Genomic DNA, 20,896 nt, shown 5'->3' with positions numbered 1-20,896 from the left:
CTCCCGCGCGACCAGGTGCTCGCGCCATCTCCTCCCCACCCTCGCCCGCCTGCCGGCCGCGGCTCGACGCCACGAACGTTGACCATTGACGGTATTGCTTGGCGTCGGATAACGTCTCGCTCAGCGTTGGCCCACGGGGGGCTCAAAGCGGCAGATGTACGCATCAATCTCGCATGATCTCGAATAGACCGGTACGCACCGGTCTATTCGTTGACCCCCTCCCATCCGGGTGCCTTTCGCTGGCTTTTCCGTGGATCGGACCGAAGGGGTAAAGAGATGAACAAGAGAAGCGCCAGGCTCGCACTCGCCGGAATCGCGATCGGCACGGTCGCGGCGGTCGGCGTGTCCGGCGCCGCCTACGCCGAAGCCTCGTGGAACAGCAGCATCAGCGGGGCGGGAAACGGATTCGAGTCGCGCACCTGGTACGACAACAACAAGGATTCCGTAAACGGATACGTGTACTTCTCGGGCTGCAACGCGAATCCGACAGTGGCGGTCTACCGGGAGGATCTGGGACCGGACACCGAGGTGAAGCGAGGCACCATCTACTGCCAGAACAGCAGTGGCTATCTCTACTTCGGGGATGTCGCCAAGGGCAACTACCACTTCACCATCAAGAGCACCGGCACCGGAACGCAGGGCCTCTCGGTCAGCTATGTCAGTGTAGTTTACTGACCAGCCGAGAGTTTCTGTCCGACCGCGGGCACGGCCTGGTGAGGACCGGACCCGTCGACGGCAGCGCGGATGCATCCGCGCTGCCGTCGCGGCGTTGGTGTCGGCGAAGGGCGGCTTCCCGGTCCGGCCCCCGTCGCAACATCCCGAACATTCCTGGGCCGGCACGGGCACCACAGAGGAGGCGCGCATGGCGCTGATCGCCGAAGACCTCAGCTTCTCCTACCGGTTCCGGGGGCAGCGGGTGATCGAGGATCTGACATGGCAGGTGCCCGCGGCCACGCGGACCATCCTGCTGGGGCCCAACGGCGCCGGCAAGAGCACGCTGCTGCGGCTGCTGGCCGGCATCCACCGACCACGCAAGGGCAGGGTCTTTGTCGCCGACGAGCAGGGACGGCGCACGGACGGCCGCGGCCTCCGCCGTCGGGTGGCCTGGATGCCCCAGGACGTCACCGCCATCCGAGGGCTCACCGTGCTCGAGCAGATCACCTACGCCGGCTGGCTCGGCGGGCTAAGGGAGTCCGAGGCCCGGCGACGGGCTCTGGCCGCCGTCGAGCAGGTGGCGCTCGCGGAGAAGTCGGCCGCGCGTGCCGAAACCCTCTCCGGCGGCCAGCTGCGGCGGCTCGGCCTGGCCGAAGCGCTGGTCCTTCAGGCGGACTTCCTGCTGCTGGACGAGCCCACCGCCGGTCTCGATCCGGTCCAGCGGGCCAATTTCCGCAGGGTCCTGCTCGACCTGCCGAGCTGCGGCCTGGTGGTCTCCACCCACCAGATCGATGACATCGCCGACGTGTTCGACCGGGTGGCGATGCTGGTGCGGGGAAAGGTCGTCTTCGACGGCTCGGAGGCCGAATTCCACGCGCTGAGCACAGACGGCAGCAACGGACGTACGTCGGCCGAGCAGGTCTTCGCCTCGCTCCTGCCCGGACTCGACCATTGAACCCGTTGGTCAGCCTCCGCTGGAGCCGAGGGCTGTTCGCGCTGCCGGTGCTGATGATCTCCGCGGTGGTGGTCGCCTACACCACCGCCTCCTCGGCCGTTGACGACTACCCGCTCCCGAGAGTCGCCGCCGCCCACCGCAGTCTCGTCCTGCTGTCGCCGTTGCTGGCGGCCTGGACCGCAGACCGCTCGCATGCCCTCCGAGGCTTCCTCCGCGCCCACGAACCGGTTCGGCGGCGGCCAGCCGCTTTGTTCCTGGCCCTCTGGCCGCTGTTCGCGGCCGCCGCACTCGCGCAACTCGTCGCTCTCGGGGCGGCTCGCGTCGTACCGTGGGATCCCCAGGCCGTCGGGATGACCGTCACCACCCTGGTCGCCCTACTGGCGAGCTTCGTGCTCGGTGCGGCAGCCGGCCAGGCGTTTCCCCGGGTCATCGCCCTCTCGGCGCCCGCCGTCGCGCTGTTCCTCTGGCATGTGGTGCCGGCCGGCGTCAGCCCGTACTGGCTGAGGTACGCGAATTCAACGTTCGTCACCTGCTGCACCCCGGAACAGCAACTCTCGACGCTGGTCTACCGGGCGTCGATCGGCGTCGCCGCCGTCTGGGCCCTGGGCGTTCTCATCCTGCTGGCGACCCGGCTCAAGGGCCGCCCGTTCAGTCTCGGCCTCGGCGTGGTGGTGGCGGTCGGCGTGGCTGCGGGTAGCGCACTCGTCGAGTCACCCGCTGGTGCCCTGACCGTTCAGGTTCGAGCCGAGCAGCCGGTCTGCGCGACGGAGAAGATCACGGTCTGCGTCTGGCCCGAACACGCCGATCAACTACCGGCCGAGGTCAGACTGTTCACGGCTGTCCGGGCCAGCCTGGAGAAGGCCGGCCTGAACATGCCGGACGCCTACAGCGAGTCGCCACTCCACCCGACCGGTGCGCTGCGCATTGAGGCGGCCTCCTACGCGACTGACGCGGATCGCCGGTTCACCGTCGCCACGGCGCTGCTGCCGGACCCGCAACGATGCGTGGTCGGCAGCGCCGAGGACGCCAAGGTGCACGGGGTGTACAACGGCGCTCTGCGCTGGTTGAGCCGGAAGTCAGGAATGACCGAGGCGGAGATCCAGTCCCGGCTGGGCCCGATCGACCCCTCCGACTCGACCATGAGCTCGGTGTTCGCCCTGCCCCCCGACGAGCAAAGACAGTGGTATCTGAAGCAGCGAGCCCTGCTCGACGCGAAATGCGGCGGATGATCGGCAGGTCAGATCGATGACGAACTGGTTGAAGACGCGCCGGGCCAAGATGATCTTTCTGTGGATCGCCGGGATGGCGGTGCTGTCAGCCCTCCTCGGCCAACGTGTCGTGGAGCTTCCCGCCGTGTTGGGCGGGGGGTCGAGTTCCACCCCCTGGGCGATCTTCCTGCCGTTGCCCGTGGTGATCGCACTGGCCCACGGTCTCTCGTCCCGGGCACGTGCGGTGGAGGCGGCGTGTCACAGGTCGATCGGCCGCTGGGACGCCGCACTCGTCGCCGGTACGGTGATGCTCTCGGCGCTCGCGCTCGGAGCCGCTGCTGTGGCCACGGACGGCATGCCTGCCCTGGCCGTCCGCAATCTGATGTTGCTGTCCGGCACCGCAGCCGTGCTGACCGCGCTGCATTCGGCCGAAGCCGGTGCCGGCGCGATCGCGCTGGTCGTCGTGCTCACCAACTCCATCGGTCCGAGCGTGCGCGGCTCGGGCCACCTCCGCGTGATGCAGGCTCCCGCCGACGACTTGTGGTCCTGGCTGCTGGCGTCGGCAGCGCTGCTGGCGGCGATCGCGCTTCTCGTCCGGGATCCTCGACCGACGCGCCACGTCGGACGATGAACGAGTGCGGGGGCGGCCCGATGGGCCGCCCCCGCGCTCGCTGTCGCCATTGTCCTAGCGGCCGGACATGAGCTCCCGCATCAGGTTGGCGGTCTCGGTCGGGGTCTTGCCGACCTTGACGCCCACCGCCTCCAGCGCGGCCTTCTTGGCGTCGGCGGTGCCCGCCGAGCCCGAGATGATCGCGCCGGCGTGGCCCATGGTCTTGCCGGGCGGGGCGGTGAAGCCGGCGATGTAGCCGACCACCGGCTTGGTGACGTTGGCCTTGATGAACTCGGCCGCCCGCTCCTCGGCGTCGCCGCCGATCTCGCCGATCATGACGATCGCGTCGGTCTCCGGGTCCGCCTCGAAGGCGGCCAGGGCGTCGATGTGGGTGGTGCCGATGATCGGGTCACCGCCGATGCCGACGCAGGTGGAGAAGCCGATGTCGCGCAGCTCGTACATCATCTGGTAGGTCAGCGTGCCGCTCTTGCTGACCAGGCCGATCCGGCCGGAGCCGGTGATGTCGGCCGGGATGATGCCGGCGTTCGACGCGCCCGGCGAGGCGATGCCCGGGCAGTTCGGGCCGATGATCCGGGTCCGCTCGCCCTTGGACTTGTTGTACGCCCAGAACGCGGCGGTGTCGTGCACCGGCACGCCCTCGGTGATCACCACGGCCAGGTCGATGCCGGCGTCGATCGCCTCGACCACGGCGGCCTTGGTGAACTGCGGCGGTACGAAGATGACAGTGACGTCCGCGCCGGTCTCCTTCATCGCGTCCGCGACGGAGGCGAAGACGGGCAGCTCGGTGCCGTCGAAGTCGACTGTGGTGCCGGCCTTGCGCGGGTTCACGCCGCCGACCACGTTGGTGCCGGCGGCGAGCATCCGCCGGGTGTGCTTGGAACCCTCGGAACCGGTCATCCCCTGCACGATGACCTTGGAGTCCTTGGTCAGCCAGATAGCCATTGTCAGACCCCCGCAGCTGCCAGCTCGGCGGCCCGCTCGGCCGCGCCGTCCATGGTGTCGACCCGCTGGATCAGCGGGTTGGCCGCGCCGTCGAGGATCGCCCGGCCGGCCTCGGCGTTGTTGCCGTCGAGGCGCACGACGAGCGGCTTGGTGGCCTTCTCGCCGCGCTGCTCCAGCAGCGCCAGCGCCTGCACGATGCCGTTGGCGACGGCGTCGCAGGCGGTGATGCCGCCGAAGACGTTGACGAAGACGCTCTTGACCGACGGGTCGGACAGCACGATCTCCAGCCCGTTCGCCATCACCTCGGCGCTCGCGCCGCCGCCGATGTCGAGGAAGTTGGCCGGCTTGACGCCGCCGTGCCGCTCGCCCGCGTACGCGACCACGTCGAGCGTGGACATGACCAGGCCCGCGCCGTTGCCGATGATGCCGACCTCGCCGTCGAGCTTGACGTAGTTGAGGTCCTTGGCCTTGGCGGCCTGCTCCAGCGGGTCCACCGACGCCTGGTCGACAAGGGCCTCGTGGTCCGGGTGCCGGAACGCGGCGTTCTCGTCCAGGGTGACCTTGGCGTCCAGGAGCAGCAGCTTGCCGTCCTTGGTGGTGGCCAGCGGGTTCACTTCGACGAGCGTGGCGTCCTCGGCGACGAACGCCTGCCACAGCTTGACCGCGACGTCGACGACCTGGTCGGCGATCTCGGCCGGGAAGCCGGCCGCGGTGACGATCTCCCGGGCCTTCGCCTCGTCGACGCCGGTGTTGGCGTCGATCGGGGCCTTGACGACCCGATCCGGGGTCTCGGCCGCCACCTGCTCGATGTCCATACCGCCGGCCACGCTGGCGATGCAGAGGAAGGTGCGGTTCGCCCGGTCGAGCAGATACGAGAAGTAGTACTCCTCGGCCACGTCCGCGGTCACGGTGATCATGACCTTGTGGACGGTGTGACCCTTGATGTCCATGCCGAGGATGTCGGTGGCCCGGGCCACCGTCTCCTCCGCGCCCTCGGCCAGCTTCACGCCGCCGGCCTTGCCGCGGCCACCGACCTTCACCTGCGCCTTGACGACCACCCGGCCGCCGAGGCGTTCGGCGATCGCGCGGGCCTCCTCCGGGGTAGTGGCGACGCCGCCGGCGAGCACGGGCAAGCCGTGCCGCTCGAACAGGTCCCGCCCCTGGTACTCGTACAGGTCCACGTTTGCGCGTCCCGTCCCGTCTCCGCGGCGCGCCGTCGCGCCGCCACCAGCTTCGGAAAATCAGTTTGACGCCTGTCATCAGATGAGACAGGCCATTTGCCGCAGCCTAACGAGATGGGAACGGGCGGCAACCGAGCGGGTGCGCGGTGTGCGGTAATGCACAGGCCGGGCCCGGCCGGTCCGGTCACCGCCGCGCCGGCGCGGGCGGGCGTCAGCCGTACGGGGGATGTCCGGACCGGGGCGTAACCGCCCGTCGGGGGCGTCGTTGAGTGTGATGTCGGCGTGCTGGTGAAGCGCGACGACGGGAGCGGCCGATGCCCTGTCGGTCGAGGGGTGGCGGCGGGGCATCGTGCATAGAGGGGCCGGGCGTGTGAGGGGTGCGTCCGGCCCCTCCCCCGTGCCCGGAGCCGGGAACGCGGGGGCCGCGGACCGGCGGGTCAGCCGACCGGCTGGGCGACGTTCTCCCGCACCCACCCGACGATCGACCCGGTGGTCGCACCCGGGGTGAAGATCTTCGCGACGCCGAGCCGCTCCAGCTCCGGGATGTCGGCCTCGGGGATGATGCCGCCGCCGAACACCACGATGTCGGTGGCGTCGCGCTCGGCGAGCAGCTCCACGACGCGCTTGAACAGCGTCATGTGCGCGCCGGAGAGCACCGACAGGCCGACCGCGTCCGCGTCCTCCTGGATGGCGGTCTCGACGATCTGCTCGGGCGTCTGGTGCAGGCCGGTGTAGATGACCTCCATGCCCGCGTCACGCAGGGCGCGGGCGACCACCTTCGCCCCACGGTCGTGGCCGTCCAGGCCGGGCTTCGCGACGACGACCCGGATACGAGAGCTCATCTGCGCACACCTTTCACCGGCACTCCTGACCTGAACGAACGGTAACCCGCCCGGCCGGGAGGCGGGAAGCCGGGCCTGATCCGTCCCACAACCGGTCCCGCCCCTCTACTGCCCAGGCTCGCATGCGGAAAGCCGGACACCTCCGCCGTTCGGTCACTGTCCGCGACGAATGGGCAGTCGGCAGGCCATCCGACCGGCGGCACGAGATATAACAAGGCCGGATAGATTTGGACATAACGAATCGGCATTTCGGCGCTTCGGCTTGTGACAGGAGTGGCGGTTGGCTAACGTGTCCACGGTTGTCATCAAGTCCACGGACGGGTGACGACGCGACACCGGAGATTCAACCGAGCTTCACCGAGCGGTCCGGAGTCGCATCGGATCCCCGACAACGGAGGGTGTGCGTGCGCCAGCGCCTGTCGTCTGAGCCCGATCGATATCGCGGCCGCCGCCGCGTACCCACCCCCCCGCGGAGCCGCTACGCCGCGGTGGTCACCACCGCGTTCGTCGGTGCCGGCATCGTCGCCATCGGCGCGAACGCCCTCCCCGACGCCAAGAGCGTCAACCCGTCGGTCCTCGACGAGCTGCGGCAGGCCTCGGTCGCCAGCCAGGACGCCGCCGACCGCGGCAAGAGCGCGGACACCGCCTCCCGCTCCGACCGCTCCGACAGCAAGGCCGCCGAGCAGGACCCCTGGCTCCTGCCTCTGCACGGCTACGACTTCAAGTCCCCCTACGGCATGCGCTGGGGCAAGCTGCACACCGGCGTCGACCTGGTCGCCCCGGAGGGCACGCCCTACAAGGCGATCCACGCCGGAACCGTCACCAAGGCCGGCTGGTTCGGCGGCTACGGCTACGCCGTCATCGTCGAGCACGCCGACGGCAGCGAGGCCATCTACGGCCACTCCTCCGCCGTGACGGTCAAGGAAGGCCAGGAGGTGAAGGCCGGCGACCAGCTCGGCCTGGTCGGCAACACCGGCCACTCCTACGGCTCCCACCTGCACCTCGAGATCCATGTCAAGGGCCAGCCGCAGGACCCGGTGGCATACCTGAAGGATCGCGGAGTGAACATTCAGCTCGAACTCGAAGAGTTCTACAGCGACGCAGCCGCTTCCTGACGCTCCGTAACGCCTCTTAACCGCCCGGACCGCACGGTCCGGGCGGTTTCGTCTGTGCCGATGTCTCCCACGTCACATCCGCGAGTGTGAGCGGGACCACGCCGGTCGAAGATCGTCTCTTCGACCGAACCGGTCGCGCGGCGGGAAACCGGACGCGCCGCGACGACCCGTGCCACCGCCTCCGCACCCCCGATACCCGCTGCGAGCTGCGCCGACACCAGTATTTCGAGGTCACGTGCCCCTCGAACCGATGAAGGATCCCGTGCAGCACAGCAGCCCCACCCCGGACAACGCTCCCGCCCGGCACCGGCGCCCCGCCCGGCGTGCCGTCTACGTGGTCACCGGCGCGGTGGCCCTGCTCGGCCTCGGCATCGGAGGCGTGGTCGTCACCACCGCCCCGTCCGACCCGAGGCCGGCCGCCGTCGACCTCGGCGTAGCGGCCCGCGCCGACGACGCCGCCCGCGCCGACCGCTCGGCCCGTGAGCCGGTCACCCCGTCCGCCGTACCGGCCAGCCCGTCGCCGAGCCCGAGCGCGAGCGCGACCACCCCGGCACCGAAGAAGACGGCGGCCGCGAAGCCGAAGCCGAAGCCCAAGAAGACGACAGCGGCGAAGAAGCCGACCTGGGTCATCCCGATGAAGGGTGCCGCCGTCACGTCCTGCTACGGGCCCCGCTGGGGCACCCAGCACGCCGGCATCGACTTCGCCATGCCGGCCGGCACGCCGATCCACGCCGCCGCGGCGGGCACCGTGGTCAAGGCCGGTGACGTGGGCGACGGGTACGGCATCTCGGTCTTCATCGACCACCACAACGGCTACCTGACCCACTACGCCCACCAGAGCCGGCTCGCCGTCGGCGTGGGCGACAAGGTCACCGCCGGCCAGGTCATCGGCTACGAGGGCTCCACCGGCGACTCCACCGGCCCGCACCTGCACTTCGAGGTGCACCAGGGCGCGATGTGGAGCCAGATCGACCCGGCGCCGTTCCTGCGTGCCCGGGGCATCAGCGTGGCCTGCTGACGCGGGTGATCCATCGGCGTGGCCGAGCCGGAGACGGCTCGGCCACGCCTTCGTTTCGTCAGGGGGTCACCCGGGTGGCCGGGCTGTCCCCGGGCAGGCCCGACATGTCCGTCTCGACCGGCGGCACCGGAGTGGCGCCGAGGGCGCTGCCGTCGGTGGCGTACGCGGTGAGGGTGGCCGGCTGGTCCGGCGGTACCCGCGTGGTGCCCGCCTTCGACGCGTCGAGCGCGACGGCGACCGGAGGTGCGCCGCCGACCGTGACCGTGACCCGGGCCGCGTCCGGCGGGGCGATCACCCGCACCTGGCCGGTGGGCGGACGGGTGCCGTCGTCGGCCCGGATCCGCCAGCCGATCGGCCGCCGGTCGGCCCCCTCGGCCGGCAGCAGCAGCCGCAGGTCGGTCCCCCAGCCGGTGCGGTGGTCGCCGCGCATCGCGTACGCGATCACCCCGCCGCCTGCGGGCTGCACGGTGAGCAGCGCGGCAGGCCGGCCACCCTCGGTGCCCGACCACAGCACCCGTACCGTCGTCCCGGCCACCGGAAGGCGGCTGTCGAGGAGCGCCCATCCGGCGACGTCGCGCAGGTCGGCGTCGGCCATCGGCGTGCCTCGGGCGCCCCGCCGGGCGGCGGTGAGCAGGACGTCCATCTCCCGCCCGGTCGGGTCGATCCCGGCGTACGGGCCGCCGCCCAGACCGCCCTGGAAGAGCACATGGTTGTCGCCGCCGACCCGGACGACGGGTTCGTGCCGCAGCGGCCCGGGAGGCAGGACGGCGAACCCGGCCCCGCTGCCGTCTGCCCGCGCGATGTCCTCGTACTCCAGCGTTCCCCTCGTCGTGTACCGGGGGTCGCCACTGATCGTCACAGTCGAGCCCGGGGGCCCGACGACGACCGCGAACCCGCCCCCGTCCGGACCGGCCTGCATCAGCGTCATGACCGGGTCGTCGGCGGCCTCGCTGTGACCGGCGTAGCGCATCTGCGCGGCGTCGGCCCCGGCCGGGCCCGCGTACCAGACCAGCGTCTCCTTGGTGAGCAGGCCGAACCGCAGCGGCACCGCCACCAGTGCGACCCGGCGGCCCGGCCGGTCACTGCCGTAGAGCAGACGAATCCGGTCGCGATCCCCGACCTTCCAGAAGCCGTCCGCCTTCGAGCCGCCCAGTGCGGTGGGGCGGCCCATCGCCGGATCGGCGCTGATCCGCTCCCGTAACGTGTCCAGCCAGGCCCGGTCGCCGGCGAGCGCGCCCCGGGGCGGCGCGTCGAGCAGCGCCGCCGGGGCGGCGGCGACAGCGATGCCGGGCGCCCAGCCCGGGAGGGGCACCACGTTGGCCTGGACCCCGACGAGCGCGGCCACGACCGCTGCCACAGCCGCCCGGATCAGCCGGTTGCGCCGATGCCGTCGCTCGCGCCGGGCGAACCCCGGCCACGGGTCCTCGGGTACGCCGACACCGTGCGCGGCCTGGCACAGCGCGGGACCGAGCGTCGAACGGGCGAAGTTCTCGGTCATGCCGGATCCTCCTGGAGCCGTACCGGGGACGCAGGGGCGGGCGGGGCGAACTCGACCCGCAGCCGGGCCAGCCCGCGCGACGCCTGGCTCTTCACCGAGCCGACGGAGCAGCCGAGAACCCGAGCGGTGTCCGCCTCACTGAGGTCCTCGAAGTAGCGCAGCACCAGAACCGCCTGGGTCCTGGGCGGCAGCCGGCGCAGCGCGGTGAGCAGCAACCGTCGCTGCTCCACCTGCGCGTACTCGTCCGGCGTCAGTGTGGTGTCGGAGGCCAGCAGCGGCACCTCCAGCGGCCGACGCCGCCGTCGCCAGGAGATCGCCGTGTTGACCATCACCCGGCGTACGTAGACCTCGGGCGCATCCCGGCGCAGTACCCTTCCCCAGCGCCGATGGGTCTTCTCCAGCGCAGACTGCACCAGGTCCTCGGCCGTCCCCCGGTCGCCGGTCAGCAGGTAGGCCGCCCGGAGCAGCCTCACCCACTGTTCCTGTACGAACAGCCGGAACTGTTCGTCGTCCTCGTCGCGACTCACGCCACCTCCAGGTCGCATCCGTCTCGCGTCCACGAGCGGACGCAGAGGAAGACGCGAACGGAGACCTGCGGGGTTGAGTGCCGTCGGGCTACGAACGCCCAGCGCTCAGAGCTTGTCGATCGGGGCGTGCCGCAGCACCAGCCACATGGTCTGGTCGCCGAAGTCGATCTGCGCCCGGGCGCCCGGCCCGGCCCCCTCCACCGCCAGCACCCGACCCAGGCCGTACCGCTGGTGGTTGACCCGGTCGCCGGCCGAGACCTTCGGGGCCTGCTTCAGCTCGCTGGCGGTGGCCAGGCGGCTCGCGTCCACGCCCAGCCGCTTGGCCAGCTCGGTCGCCTTGGGCGTGCCACCGGCGAAGCCGCCGCGGCCCAGCCGGTCCGCCCGGCCGCCGACGCCGCCGCCCCCGCCACCCCACGAGGTGTACGACCCCTCGGTGCGCTCCCAGCGGACCAGCTCCGGCGGCAGCTCCTCGAGGAACCGTGACGGCGGGTTGTACGCGGGCGCGCCCCAGGCCGACCGGGTCACCGCGCGGGACAGGTAGAGGCGCTGGCGGGCCCGGGTGATGCCCACGTACGCCAGCCGCCGCTCCTCCTCCAGCTCGCGCGTGTCGCCGAGCGAGCGCAGGTGCGGGAAGACGCCGTCCTCCAGGCCGGTCAGGAAGACCACCGGGAACTCCAGCCCCTTCGCGGTGTGCAGGGTCATGAGGGTGACCACGCCCTGATGGTCCGGGTCGTCGGACGGGATCTGGTCGGCGTCGGCGACGAGCGCCACCTGCTCCAGGAAACCGGCCAGGGTGGCCCGCTCGTCGTCGGCGCCGAGCGCCTCGATCCGCTCGGTGTACTCCCGGGCGACGCTCACCAGTTCCTGGAGGTTGTCCACCCGGCCGGCGTCCTGCGGGTCGAGGCTCTCCTCCAGCTCGGCCAGGTAGCCCGAGCGGGTCAGCACCGCCTCCAGCACCTCCTCCGGGGTGCCGGTGCCGGCCAGCTCCCGCGCCGCGTCGAGCAGCGCGACGAACTCGGCGATGCCGTTCGCCGCCCGGGTGGAGATGCCCGGCGCGTCCTTGGCCCGGCGCAGCGCGGCGCCGAAGGAGATGCGGTCCCGCGCGGCCAGCGCCTCCACGCACGCCTCGGCCCGCTCGCCGATGCCCCGGCGCGGGGTGTTGAGGATCCGGCGCAGGCTGACCGTGTCGTCGTCGTTCACCACGGCACGCAGGTAGGCGAGCGCGTCGCGGACCTCCTTGCGCTCGTAGAAGCGCACCCCGCCGACCACTTTGTAGGGCAGGCCGACCCGGATGAACACCTCCTCGAACACCCGGGACATGGCGTTCGTGCGGTAGAAGACCGCCACGTCGCCCGGGCGGGTCTCGCCGTCGTCGACCAGCCGGTCGATCTCCCGCGCCACCCAGTCGGCCTCGGCGTGCTCGGTGTCGGCGACGTACCCGACGATCTGCTCGCCGGACCCGGCGTCGCTCCACAGCCGCTTCGGCTTGCGGGAGGTGTTGCGGTCGATCACCGCGTTCGCGGCGTTGAGAATGGTCTGGGTGGAGCGGTAGTTCTGCTCCAGCAGGATCGTGCGGGCGTCGGTGAAGTCCCGCTCGAACTCCAGGATGTTGCGGATGGTCGCGCCCCGGAACGCGTAGATTGACTGGTCGGCGTCGCCGACCACGCACAGCTCGGCCGGCGGGATCCCCTCGGTCCCGGAGACCAGCTCCTTGATCAGCACGTACTGGGCGTGGTTGGTGTCCTGGTATTCGTCGACGAGCACGTGCCGGAACCGGCGCCGGTAGCTCTCCGCCACGTGCGGGTGCGACTGGAGCAGGTGCACCGTCGTCATGATCAGGTCGTCGAAGTCCAGCGCGTGTGCCTCGCGCAGCCGCCGCTGGTAGAGCGTGTACGCCTCGGCCAGCGCCCGCTCGTTGGGCCCCTTGGCCCGGCCGGCGAACTCCTCCGGGTCGACCAGCTCGTTCTTCAGGTTCGACACCTGTGCGGCCAGACCCCGGGCCGGGTAGCGCTTCGGGTCCAGATCCAGCTCGCGGGCGACCATCTGCATCAACCGGCGCGAGTCGTCCGCGTCGTAGATCGAGAACGTCGACTTCAGGCCGGCGTGCTCGTGCTCGGCCCGCAGGATGCGTACGCAGGCCGAGTGGAACGTCGAGACCCACATGAGCCGGGCACGCGGGCCGACCAGCGCGGCCACCCGCTCCTTCATCTCACCGGCGGCCTTGTTCGTGAACGTGATCGCGATGATCTCGCCGGGATGCGCGTCGCGGGCGGCGAGCAGGTAGGCGATCCGGTTGGTGAGCACCCGGGTCTTGCCGGAGCCGGCACCGGCCACGATCAGCAGCGGAGAGCCGGCGTGGGTCACGGCGTCCCGCTGAGGGCCGTTCAGGCCGTCGAGGAGGGCGCCCGGGTCCGGCCCGGGGCCCCCGGGACGGCGCGACGGGGTCGGCCGGGACTCCGGCGCGGGTGGGGACGCGGGAATGTCGAAGAGAGGATGCATCGCAGCCCGAGTCTATGCCGCCCGGCGGACACTTCCCCGCCCGCGCCGCCGGTCGGCGCACACCGGCACGTCTCACCTGTTGGTGCGTCTTCTTGCGCGCCCGCCCGGGTGGTCGGCATACTCGACGCGTGTTCGATCAGCGCTTCTCCTTTTACTACGGCACCGGGAGTCCGGCAGCCGTGGGTCGCGCCTGATCACTGACCTACGAAACGCCCCGGGCTCCCCAGAGCCCGGGGCGTTTTTCGTTCCGGGATCCGGGTACCGGGCCCGAGCCCCGAGAGGGACGACGATGATGACTGACGTGGTGGAGCCCAGCGGCAGCCTGGCGCGGCACGACCGGCCGGCCGGCGGCGACCCGACCGGGGCCGCCGCGGCCCGGACCGGCACCGACGACACGGCGGCGGCGGAACGGATCGGCGAGATCCGGCGGCGGATCGACGAGATCGACCGTACGCTCATCGCGCTCTGGCAGGAGCGGGCCGCGCTCTCCCAGGAGGTCGGCGCGACCCGGATGGCGTCCGGCGGCACCCGGCTGGTGCTCTCCCGCGAGCGGGAGATCCTGGAGCGGTTCCGGGCCGAGCTCGGCGCCGACGGCACGCAGCTCGCGCTCCTGCTGCTGCGCGCCGGCCGCGGCCCGCTGTGACGGCCGCGCGGACGCCGTGACGGCCGTGGAGACGACGAACCGCCTGCCGGCGTCGAGTTGACGCCGGCAGGCGGTCCGGAACGGATCAGGCCACCTCGTGGGTGACGACGATCTCCCGCTTCTCCGCGAAGTGGCAGGCGCTCGGGTGGTCCGAGCCCGGCCGGATCTCCAGCAGCGGCACCTCCTGGGCGCAGACGTCCTGCGCCTTCCAGCACCGCGTGCGGAACCGGCAGCCCGAGGGCGGGCTGACCGGCGACGGCACGTCGCCCTGGAGCCGGATGATCGCCTTGCTCTCCCGCACGGTCGGGTCCGGCACCGGCACCGCCGACAGCAGAGCCTGGGTGTACGGGTGGGTCGGCCGCTCGTAGATCTCGTCCTCGGTGCCGATCTCCACCATCTTGCCCAGGTACATCACGGCGACCCGGTCGGACAGGTGCCGCACCACGGACAGGTCGTGGGCGATGAAGACGTACGACAACCCGAACTCGGCCTGGAGCTTCTCCAGCAGGTTCATCACCTGGGCCTGGATCGAGACGTCCAGGGCCGACACCGGCTCGTCGCAGACGATCACCTCGGGCCGCAGCGCCAGCGCCCGGGCGATGCCGATGCGCTGCCGCTGACCGCCGGAGAACTGGTGCGGGTACCTGTTGATGTGCTCCGGGTTGAGGCCGACCAGGTCGAGCAGCTCCTTGACCTTGCTGCGCCGGCTGCCGCGCGGGGCCACCTCGGGGTGGATCTCGAACGGCTCGCCGATCAGGTCACCCACTGTCATCCGGGGATTCAGCGAGGTGTACGGGTCCTGCATCACGAGCTGGATCTGCCGGCGCAGTCGCCGCAGCGCGCCGCCGGAGAGCTTCGAGATGTCCTGGCCCTTGTAGAGGACCTGACCGGAGGTCGGCTTCTCCAGGTTCATCAGCACCCGGGCGAGCGTCGACTTGCCGCAGCCGGACTCGCCGACCACGCCGAGCGTCTCGCCGGCCTTGAGTTCGAAGGAGACGCCGTCGACGGCCTTGACCTGGCCGATGGTCTTCTTGAACACCACGCCCCGGGTCACCGGGTAGTGCTTGACCAGGTCACGAACCTCGATGATGTTCTCAGTCACGGTTCACCAGCTCCTCGGCGAAGTGGCAGGCGCTGGCCCGGCCGTTGCCCAGTTGCAGCAGCGGCGGGACCTTCTCCCGGCACACCGGCTGCGCCATCGGGCAACGCGGGTTGAACGCGCAGCCCGGCGGAATGTTCATCAGGTTCGGCGGGAGGCCCTTGATGGTGCGGAGCTCCTGGCCCTTCTCGTCCATCCGGGGGATCGAGTTGAGCAGGCCCAGCGTGTACGGGTGCGCCGGCTTGCGGTACAGCTCGTAGACGTCGGCTTCCTCGACGATCCGGCCGGCGTACATGACCGCGATCCGGTCCGCGACGTCGGCGACCACGCCGAGGTCGTGGGTGATCAGGATCATGCCCATCTGCCGCTCGCGCTGCAGTTCGCCGAGCAGGTCCATGATCTGGGCCTGCACCGTCACGTCCAGCGCGGTGGTCGGCTCGTCGGCGATCAGCACCTCGGGGTCCAGCGCCAGCGACATGGCGATCATGGCGCGCTGCCGCATACCGCCGGAGAACTGGTGCGGGTAGTTGCTGAACCGGCCCTTGGCGTTGGGGATCTTCACCTGGTCGAGCATCTCGATCGCGCGCTTCTTGGCGTCCGAGCGGCTCATGCCGCGCCGGACGCGGAACTGCTCGGCGATCTGGAAGCCGACCGTGAAAACCGGGTTGAGGGCGGAGAGCGAGTCCTGGAAGATCATGGCGATGCCCTCGCCACGGATCCGTCGCCGCTGCTCGGCGGACTGCTTGAGCATGTCCTTGCCGTGGAAGCGGACCTCGCCGCCGGTGACGAACCCGGGCGGGGTGTCCAGGATGCCCATGATGGTCTGCGCGGTGACGCTCTTGCCGGAGCCGGACTCGCCGAGCACGGCGAGGGTCTCCCCCGCGTCGACGTGGTACGTGACTCCGTTGATGACCTTGGCGACGCCGTCCCGGGTGCGGAACTCCACCCGAAGGTCGTCGACCTCGAGCAGGCGGCCCGAGGGGCGGCCGGATCCGTCGGCGCCCGGCGCGGACTGCTCGGACACGAGAATGTCGGACAACTCAGTTCCCCTATCGGAGCTTCGGGTCGAGGGCCTCGCGGACCGCCTCGCCGAGCATGACGAAGCTCAGCACGGCGGTGACGAGGAACGCGGCGGGGAAGAACAGCAGGAACGGCGAGACCCGGATGTAGTTCTGCGCCTCGCTGATCATGATGCCCCAGGAAACCACCGGGTTCTTCAGGCCGATGCCGAGGAACGAGAGCGTGGCCTCCGCGCCGATGAACGAGCCCACCAGGATCGTGCCGTAGACCAGCAGCGGCGCCAGGCAGTTCGGCAGCAGGTGCTTGAGGATGATCCGGCCGGTGCTCGCGCCCAGGGCACGGGCCGCGACGATGTAGTCGGCCTCCTTGGTGGAGAGCACCGAGGAGCGCATCAGCCGCATCACCACCGGCCAGGTCAGCACGCTCAGGGACAGGATCACCAGGCCCATGATCGTCCACTCGCCGTTGTCGGTGCCGGACCCGTTGAACGTGGTCAGGATGACGATCGAGCCGAGCACGAACGGCAGGCCGAAGAAGATGTCCGCGATCCGGGACAGCACCGCGTCCACCCAGCCGCCGCGGTAGCCGGCGATGATGCCCATGGCGCCACCGACGAACAGCGTCAGGAGGGTGGAGACCACAGCGACCACGATCGAGGCGCGGGCGCCGTAGATGACCCGGGCGTAGACGTCGCGGCCCTGCACGTCGTAGCCGAACCAGGCGGAGGAGGACGGCTCGACCCGGCTGCGCTCCAGCGCGCCGTTCACCGCGTCGCCGGAGGTGAACAGCGACGGGACGGCGGCCATCAGGATGAACAGCAGGATGAACGTCGCCGAGATCCAGAACAGCGGCTTGCGACGCAGGTCGATCCAGGCGTCGCCGAGCAGGCCACGGGGCTTCTGCTGCTTGGCGCTCTCGGGCAGACCGGCGTCGGTGGGTGCGCCCGACCCGGCCTCGGTGGGCATGGTCGCGGGCGGCGTCGTCACGATCGACGCGGAACTCGGGTCACTCATGCCCGCACCTCGTTGCGCTCGGCGCGGGCGTGGTTACCCGCGCAGACTGCTGGGACGATTCGTTCGCTGCGGCGGTCACTCATAGCGGATCCTCGGGTCGAGGGCGGCGTAGAGCAGGTCGACCACCAGGTTCATGACGAGATAGACAAGCACCAACACCACCACGATCCCCACAACGGTAGCGCTCTCCTTCGTGACGATCGAGCGGAGCACCTGCCGGCCGATGCCGTTGATGCCGAAGATGCCCTCGGTCACGATCGCGCCACCCATCAGCGCACCGAGGTCGGTGCCGAGCAGGGTGACCACCGGGATGAGCGAGTTGCGCAGCAGGTGCACGCCGACCACGCGGCGCATGGGCAGGCCCTTGGCGATCGCGGTACGGACGTAGTCGGCACGCCGGTTCTCGGCGATGCTCGTCCGGGCCACCCGCGCCACGTACGCCATCGACGCGCTGCCGAGCACGAACCCGGGCACGATCAGTTCGCTGAACCGCATCTCGTTGGAGACGGTCGGGTTGATGATGCCCCACTTGACGCCGAGCAGCCACTGAAGCACGAAGCCGATGACGAAGACCGGCAGGGCGATCAGGAAGAGCGTGGAGACCAGGACCAGGTTGTCCAGGAAGCCGTTGCGCCGCAGACCGGTCAGGATGCCCGCACCGAGACCGATCACGGCCTCGATGGTGAGGGCGACCACCGCCAGCTTCAGGGTGTTCGGGTACGACGTGGCGATGATGTCGCTGATCTCGCGACCGCTGAACGTGATACCGAAGTCACCCTGCAGAAGGTTCTTCATGTAGCTGGCGTACTGCACCCAGATCGAGTCGTCGAGATGGTACTTCTCGACCATCATGGCCCGGTAGTTCGGCGGGCAACCGCGGTCGCCGCACTTGCCGGCGAAGGGGTCACCGGGCACTGACCAGACGAGCCAGTAGATCAGGAACGTCGTGCCGATGAACACCGGTACGAGTTGCAGCAGCCGTCTCAAGAGATAACGGCCCATGGGGTGGTCCTCCAGACAGGGAGCGCCGGGTAGGCCGGCGCGGCGGCGACAACGTGCGAGGGGTTCGTTGTACACCCCCTCGCGGAACGGCCCCGGGTCGGGCTCACCGGTAGGCGAGCCCGACCCGGGGTCAGACCGTTCGGATCAGAGCTCGACCGAGGTGATGTCGAGCTCACCGACGTTGGACAGCTCCAGCTTCTTGATCTTCTCCGAGTAGCCGGACTGCTGGCCACCGAAGTAGATCGGCATGGAGGGGACGTCCTGGTCGATCAGCTTGACGGCCTCAGCGAACTTCTTGTGGGCCTCCTCGATGCTGGGGGCCGCGGAGGCCTCCTTGGCGAGACGGTCCACCTCGGGGTTGCTGTACTTGCCGTCGTTGGAGGAACCACCGGTGACGTAGAGCGGGTTGATCCAGTTCTCGACGTCCGGGTAGTCCTGCTGCCAGCCGGCCCGGTAGGCGCCGGTCATCTTGTAGGCGTTGATGTTGGCGCGGAAGACCGCGAAGGTCGGCACGCCGACCGCGACCGCGTCGATGCCCAGGTTGGTCTTGATCTGCTGGGCGACGGCCTCCATCCACTCCTTGTGGCTGGCGTCCGCGTTGTACGACAGGGTCAGCTTGCCCTGGAAGCCACCGGCCTCGGTGAGGAGCTGCTTGGCCTGGGCCACGTCGAACTTGCAGGCGGTGCAGTTCTTCGGCTCGGCACCCGGGGTCAGCGGGTTGGCCCAGCTGTCGGCCGGCTTGCGGTTACCGAAGAAGATCTTGTCGGTGATCGACTGCCGGTCGATGGACAGCGAGATCGCCTTGCGCAGCTTCGGGTTCTGGAAGCGCTTGTCGTAGATCGGGAAGGCGATGATGCCGGTCGACGGGGTGGTCGTCGGCATGGCCCGCTCGCCCAGGTCGGTCTTCCACTTCTCACCGGCCAGCGCGGAGACCGGAACCTGCTGCTGGAAGTCCAGGTTGCCGGCGAGCAGGTCGTTGTACGCCGCCGTGTCGTCCTGGTAGATCTTGACGGTGACGTCCTTGATCTTCATCTTGTCGCGCAGGCTGTAGTCGTCGAAGCGGGTCAGCTTGATCTCGACGTCGTCCTGCCAGGAGACGAGCTTGACCGGGCCGTTACCGATCGGCTTCTTGCCGAAGTCAGCCGGGGTGGACGAGAAGAACGCGTCCGGCAGCGGCATGAAGGCGCTGTAGCCGAGCTTGGTCGGGAACACAGAGGTCGGCGCGGAGAGCGTGACCTCGAAGTTCCAGTCGTCGACGACCTTCAGGCCGGACATGTCCTTGGCCTTGGGCTCCGGAGCCTTCTGCGGGCCCTCCGGGCCGTCCGGGTCCTCGGTGTAGACGTCGTCGAAGCCCTGGATGTCGGAGAAGAAGGAGGCGTTCTGCGCGCCGTTCGGGCCGTACGCCGCCCAGTTCCAGGCCTTGACGAAGCTCTCGGCCTTGACGGTGGTGCCGTCGTGGAACTTGGTGTTCTGCTTGATCTTGATCTTGAAGACCTTCGAGTCGGTCGTGTCGATCGACTCGGCGAGCAGGTTCTGCGGCGCCCCACCGTTGTTGGGGTACTCGACCAGGCCGCTCCACACCCAGTCGATGACCTTGCCACCACCGGTCTCGGTGGTGTTCGCCGGAACCAGGGGGTTCTCCGGCTGGGTGCCGTCGATGACGATCGCGCCGTCCTTGCTGGCGCCGGCGTCGCCACCGTCGTTGTTCCCGCTGGAGCAGCCGGACGCGACGAGCGCGAATGCCGCGCCCACCGCGAGCGCGCCGCTCGCCCGCTTCGAGACTCTCATTCCGAGGGGCCTCCTCTTTCTAACCTGGTTCCGTCGTGAGTTTCACGCACGTCTTGGGGGGTGACACCACCGGCGGCCCGAACCGCAGGACACCGGTTTACCGCAGAGGAATTCGGGACACCCCAGGGGTACCGATCCGCCGGGCGCCACACCCTGGACGAGGCACCGCGCAGGGTCGGCGACCACGCGGCGGCGCGAAAGACGGCGTCACGTGTTCGACGGGCCCGACGAAGTGCCTCACACCGGGGGGTGAGGTGCTGCCACTGTGACACCAACCGGCCCTTTCCGTGAAGGTGCCGTTATCAAGCCGTTAGTTGGTCGCCACGTTGCCGATACTTGAGAAAAGATCACAAAGTGTGCGGACGATAGGGCCCTGAACAGGCAGAACGGGCAGCAAGAGGTCGACGGGTGTCCCTACGGCAGGGGAGCTGTGACGTTCGCCGCGCCGGCGCGGACGTTCCTGGTGGGCGTACGACTGTCGCGTTTTCTGTCCGTCCGGATGATGTCATGCCGACTGAGCGGTCGACACGACCACCCCGGGGTACGAGGCCGCCGAGGCCCCGCCCCCGGGCGGCAGCCGGTCCTAGACCAGCCGGCGGTCGGCGGCCCAGCGGGACAACTCGTACCGGTTCGACATCTGGAGCTTGCGCAACACGTTGGAGACGTGCGTCTCGACCGTCTTGATCGAGATGTACAGCTCCTTGGCGATCTCCTTGTACGCGTACCCCCGGGCGAGCAGCCGCAGCACCTCGCGCTCGCGGTTGGTGAGCTGGTCCAGCTCGGGGTCGGCCACCGGCGCGTCCGGCCGGGAGGCGAACGCGTCCAGCACGAACCCGGCCAGCCGCGGACTGAAAACCGCGTCGCCGTCGGCCACCCGGCGGATCGCGTCGGTCAGCTCCTCCGGCGAGATCGTCTTCGTGACGTACCCCCGCGCGCCGGCGCGGATCAGGCCGATCACGTCCTCGGCGGCGTCGGAGACGCTCAACGCCAGGAACCGCACCTGCGGGTGGGTACGCCGCATCGCCTCCAGCACCGCGCGGCCACCGCCGTCGGGCATGTGCACGTCGAGCAGCACCACGTCCGGCGCGGTGGCCGCGATCCGGGTCACCGCCTCGGCCACCGAGCTGGCCTCGCCGACCACATCCACCCGTGCGCCCAGCTCGGCGCGGACGCCGGCCCGGAACATCGCGTGGTCGTCGACGAGGAACACCCGCAGCGGCCCGCGCGGCGTCGTACCCTCGACCGGTTCCTGCTCGGACAT

At 70.1% G+C, this 20,896-nt stretch carries 19 protein-coding genes; 7 read left to right on the top strand and 12 right to left on the bottom strand.

The window, feature by feature from the left end; genetic code table 11:
• Positions 1–276 precede the first annotated feature (276 nt).
• The 4 genes from AB0C17_RS20955 (at position 277) to AB0C17_RS20940 (ending at position 3,448) form a co-directional block, all read left to right on the top strand.
• Positions 277–675 carry a hypothetical protein gene (locus AB0C17_RS20955; protein ID WP_357388821.1) on the top strand — a complete coding sequence of 133 codons (399 nt, stop codon included), beginning with the start codon at positions 277–279 and terminating at the stop codon, positions 673–675.
• A gap of 187 nt (positions 676–862) precedes the next feature.
• Entirely contained in the window at positions 863–1,609 is a 747-nt protein-coding gene (locus AB0C17_RS20950; RefSeq protein ID WP_357388823.1) for an ABC transporter ATP-binding protein, read from the top strand.
• 47 nt (positions 1,610–1,656) lie between these two features.
• Complete coding sequence (locus AB0C17_RS20945) at positions 1,657–2,838, top strand: hypothetical protein (protein WP_357479950.1); 1,182 nt, start codon at positions 1,657–1,659, stop codon at positions 2,836–2,838.
• A gap of 16 nt (positions 2,839–2,854) precedes the next feature.
• Positions 2,855–3,448 (top strand): hypothetical protein, encoded by a 594-nt coding sequence (locus AB0C17_RS20940; RefSeq protein ID WP_357388827.1) that lies wholly within the window; start codon positions 2,855–2,857, stop codon positions 3,446–3,448.
• 54 nt (positions 3,449–3,502) lie between these two features.
• Here AB0C17_RS20940 and sucD read toward each other — a convergent pair whose 3' ends face one another.
• The 3 genes from sucD to AB0C17_RS20925 all read right to left on the bottom strand — a co-directional run bounded on the left by sucD (position 3,503) and on the right by AB0C17_RS20925 (position 6,413).
• Positions 3,503–4,390, bottom strand: coding sequence for a succinate--CoA ligase subunit alpha (gene sucD, locus AB0C17_RS20935; RefSeq protein WP_210896349.1), 888 nt, complete (start codon positions 4,388–4,390; stop codon positions 3,503–3,505).
• Positions 4,391–4,392: 2 nt separating this feature from the next.
• Positions 4,393–5,571: an ADP-forming succinate--CoA ligase subunit beta gene (sucC, locus tag AB0C17_RS20930; RefSeq protein WP_210896351.1), complete on the bottom strand. Its 1,179-nt coding sequence runs from the start codon at positions 5,569–5,571 to the stop codon at positions 4,393–4,395.
• 437 nt (positions 5,572–6,008) lie between these two features.
• Positions 6,009–6,413: a cobalamin B12-binding domain-containing protein gene (locus AB0C17_RS20925; RefSeq protein ID WP_091426178.1), complete on the bottom strand. Its 405-nt coding sequence runs from the start codon at positions 6,411–6,413 to the stop codon at positions 6,009–6,011.
• Positions 6,414–6,817: 404 nt separating this feature from the next.
• Between AB0C17_RS20925 and AB0C17_RS20920 the strand changes: the two genes are divergently transcribed.
• Together AB0C17_RS20920 and AB0C17_RS20915 are read left to right on the top strand one after the other, a co-directional pair.
• Positions 6,818–7,528 (top strand): M23 family metallopeptidase, encoded by a 711-nt coding sequence (locus tag AB0C17_RS20920; protein WP_357388832.1) that lies wholly within the window; start codon positions 6,818–6,820, stop codon positions 7,526–7,528.
• A 250-nt stretch (positions 7,529–7,778) separates the two neighbouring features.
• Complete coding sequence (locus tag AB0C17_RS20915) at positions 7,779–8,546, top strand: M23 family metallopeptidase (protein ID WP_357479947.1); 768 nt, start codon at positions 7,779–7,781, stop codon at positions 8,544–8,546.
• Positions 8,547–8,604: 58 nt separating this feature from the next.
• Here AB0C17_RS20915 and AB0C17_RS20910 read toward each other — a convergent pair whose 3' ends face one another.
• The 3 genes from AB0C17_RS20910 to pcrA all read right to left on the bottom strand — a co-directional run bounded on the left by AB0C17_RS20910 (position 8,605) and on the right by pcrA (position 13,070).
• Entirely contained in the window at positions 8,605–10,044 is a 1,440-nt protein-coding gene (locus AB0C17_RS20910; RefSeq protein WP_357388836.1) for a hypothetical protein, read from the bottom strand.
• Positions 10,041–10,571: a SigE family RNA polymerase sigma factor gene (locus AB0C17_RS20905; protein WP_357388838.1), complete on the bottom strand. Its 531-nt coding sequence runs from the start codon at positions 10,569–10,571 to the stop codon at positions 10,041–10,043. The genes AB0C17_RS20910 and AB0C17_RS20905 overlap by 4 nt, the downstream gene beginning before the upstream one ends.
• A 105-nt stretch (positions 10,572–10,676) precedes the next feature.
• Positions 10,677–13,070: a DNA helicase PcrA gene (gene pcrA / locus AB0C17_RS20900; protein ID WP_357388840.1), complete on the bottom strand. Its 2,394-nt coding sequence runs from the start codon at positions 13,068–13,070 to the stop codon at positions 10,677–10,679.
• A 289-nt stretch (positions 13,071–13,359) separates the two neighbouring features.
• Here pcrA and AB0C17_RS20895 point away from each other — a divergent pair, with 289 nt between their 5' ends.
• Positions 13,360–13,713, top strand: a complete 354-nt coding sequence (locus tag AB0C17_RS20895; protein ID WP_357388842.1) for a chorismate mutase — start codon at positions 13,360–13,362, stop codon at positions 13,711–13,713.
• An 85-nt stretch (positions 13,714–13,798) separates the two neighbouring features.
• Here the strand turns inward: AB0C17_RS20895 and AB0C17_RS20890 are convergent, their stop codons facing one another.
• The 6 genes from AB0C17_RS20890 to AB0C17_RS20865 form a co-directional block, all read right to left on the bottom strand.
• Positions 13,799–14,815, bottom strand: a complete 1,017-nt coding sequence (locus tag AB0C17_RS20890) for a dipeptide ABC transporter ATP-binding protein (protein WP_357388844.1) — start codon at positions 14,813–14,815, stop codon at positions 13,799–13,801.
• Positions 14,808–15,836, bottom strand: a complete 1,029-nt coding sequence (locus AB0C17_RS20885; RefSeq protein WP_357388887.1) for an ABC transporter ATP-binding protein — start codon at positions 15,834–15,836, stop codon at positions 14,808–14,810. Before AB0C17_RS20885 ends, AB0C17_RS20890 begins: the two co-directional genes overlap by 8 nt.
• A 25-nt stretch (positions 15,837–15,861) precedes the next feature.
• Positions 15,862–16,845: an ABC transporter permease gene (locus tag AB0C17_RS20880; RefSeq protein WP_357388846.1), complete on the bottom strand. Its 984-nt coding sequence runs from the start codon at positions 16,843–16,845 to the stop codon at positions 15,862–15,864.
• Between the two features lie 75 nt (positions 16,846–16,920).
• Positions 16,921–17,847 carry an ABC transporter permease gene (locus AB0C17_RS20875; protein WP_357388848.1) on the bottom strand — a complete coding sequence of 309 codons (927 nt, stop codon included), beginning with the start codon at positions 17,845–17,847 and terminating at the stop codon, positions 16,921–16,923.
• 144 nt (positions 17,848–17,991) lie between these two features.
• Positions 17,992–19,635 (bottom strand): ABC transporter substrate-binding protein, encoded by a 1,644-nt coding sequence (locus AB0C17_RS20870; RefSeq protein ID WP_357388850.1) that lies wholly within the window; start codon positions 19,633–19,635, stop codon positions 17,992–17,994.
• Between the two features lie 583 nt (positions 19,636–20,218).
• Entirely contained in the window at positions 20,219–20,896 is a 678-nt protein-coding gene (locus tag AB0C17_RS20865; RefSeq protein WP_357388852.1) for a response regulator transcription factor, read from the bottom strand.

Source organism: Micromonospora sp. NPDC048887, assembly GCF_040649715.1.
In the GTDB taxonomy this organism is placed as follows: Bacteria; Actinomycetota; Actinomycetes; order Mycobacteriales; family Micromonosporaceae; genus Micromonospora.
This window is presented reverse-complemented; position numbering and strand designations above follow the sequence as displayed.

Excerpts from the sequence above, each read along its gene's own strand:
- AB0C17_RS20910 (WP_357388836.1), bottom strand. The coding sequence starts at position 10,044 with ATGACCGAGAACTTCGCCCGTTCGACGCTCGGTCCCGCGCTGTGCCAG.
- pcrA (WP_357388840.1), bottom strand. The coding sequence starts at position 13,070 with ATGCATCCTCTCTTCGACATTCCCGCGTCCCCACCCGCGCCGGAGTCC.
- AB0C17_RS20870 (WP_357388850.1), bottom strand. The coding sequence starts at position 19,635 with ATGAGAGTCTCGAAGCGGGCGAGCGGCGCGCTCGCGGTGGGCGCGGCA.
- AB0C17_RS20950 (WP_357388823.1), top strand. The coding sequence starts at position 863 with ATGGCGCTGATCGCCGAAGACCTCAGCTTCTCCTACCGGTTCCGGGGG.
- AB0C17_RS20955 (WP_357388821.1), top strand. The coding sequence starts at position 277 with ATGAACAAGAGAAGCGCCAGGCTCGCACTCGCCGGAATCGCGATCGGC.
- AB0C17_RS20880 (WP_357388846.1), bottom strand. The coding sequence starts at position 16,845 with ATGAGTGACCCGAGTTCCGCGTCGATCGTGACGACGCCGCCCGCGACC.
- AB0C17_RS20940 (WP_357388827.1), top strand. The coding sequence starts at position 2,855 with ATGACGAACTGGTTGAAGACGCGCCGGGCCAAGATGATCTTTCTGTGG.
- AB0C17_RS20875 (WP_357388848.1), bottom strand. The coding sequence starts at position 17,847 with ATGGGCCGTTATCTCTTGAGACGGCTGCTGCAACTCGTACCGGTGTTC.
- sucD (WP_210896349.1), bottom strand. The coding sequence starts at position 4,390 with ATGGCTATCTGGCTGACCAAGGACTCCAAGGTCATCGTGCAGGGGATG.
- AB0C17_RS20915 (WP_357479947.1), top strand. The coding sequence starts at position 7,779 with ATGAAGGATCCCGTGCAGCACAGCAGCCCCACCCCGGACAACGCTCCC.
- AB0C17_RS20865 (WP_357388852.1), bottom strand. The coding sequence starts at position 20,896 with ATGTCCGAGCAGGAACCGGTCGAGGGTACGACGCCGCGCGGGCCGCTG.
- AB0C17_RS20895 (WP_357388842.1), top strand. The coding sequence starts at position 13,360 with ATGATGACTGACGTGGTGGAGCCCAGCGGCAGCCTGGCGCGGCACGAC.
- AB0C17_RS20925 (WP_091426178.1), bottom strand. The coding sequence starts at position 6,413 with ATGAGCTCTCGTATCCGGGTCGTCGTCGCGAAGCCCGGCCTGGACGGC.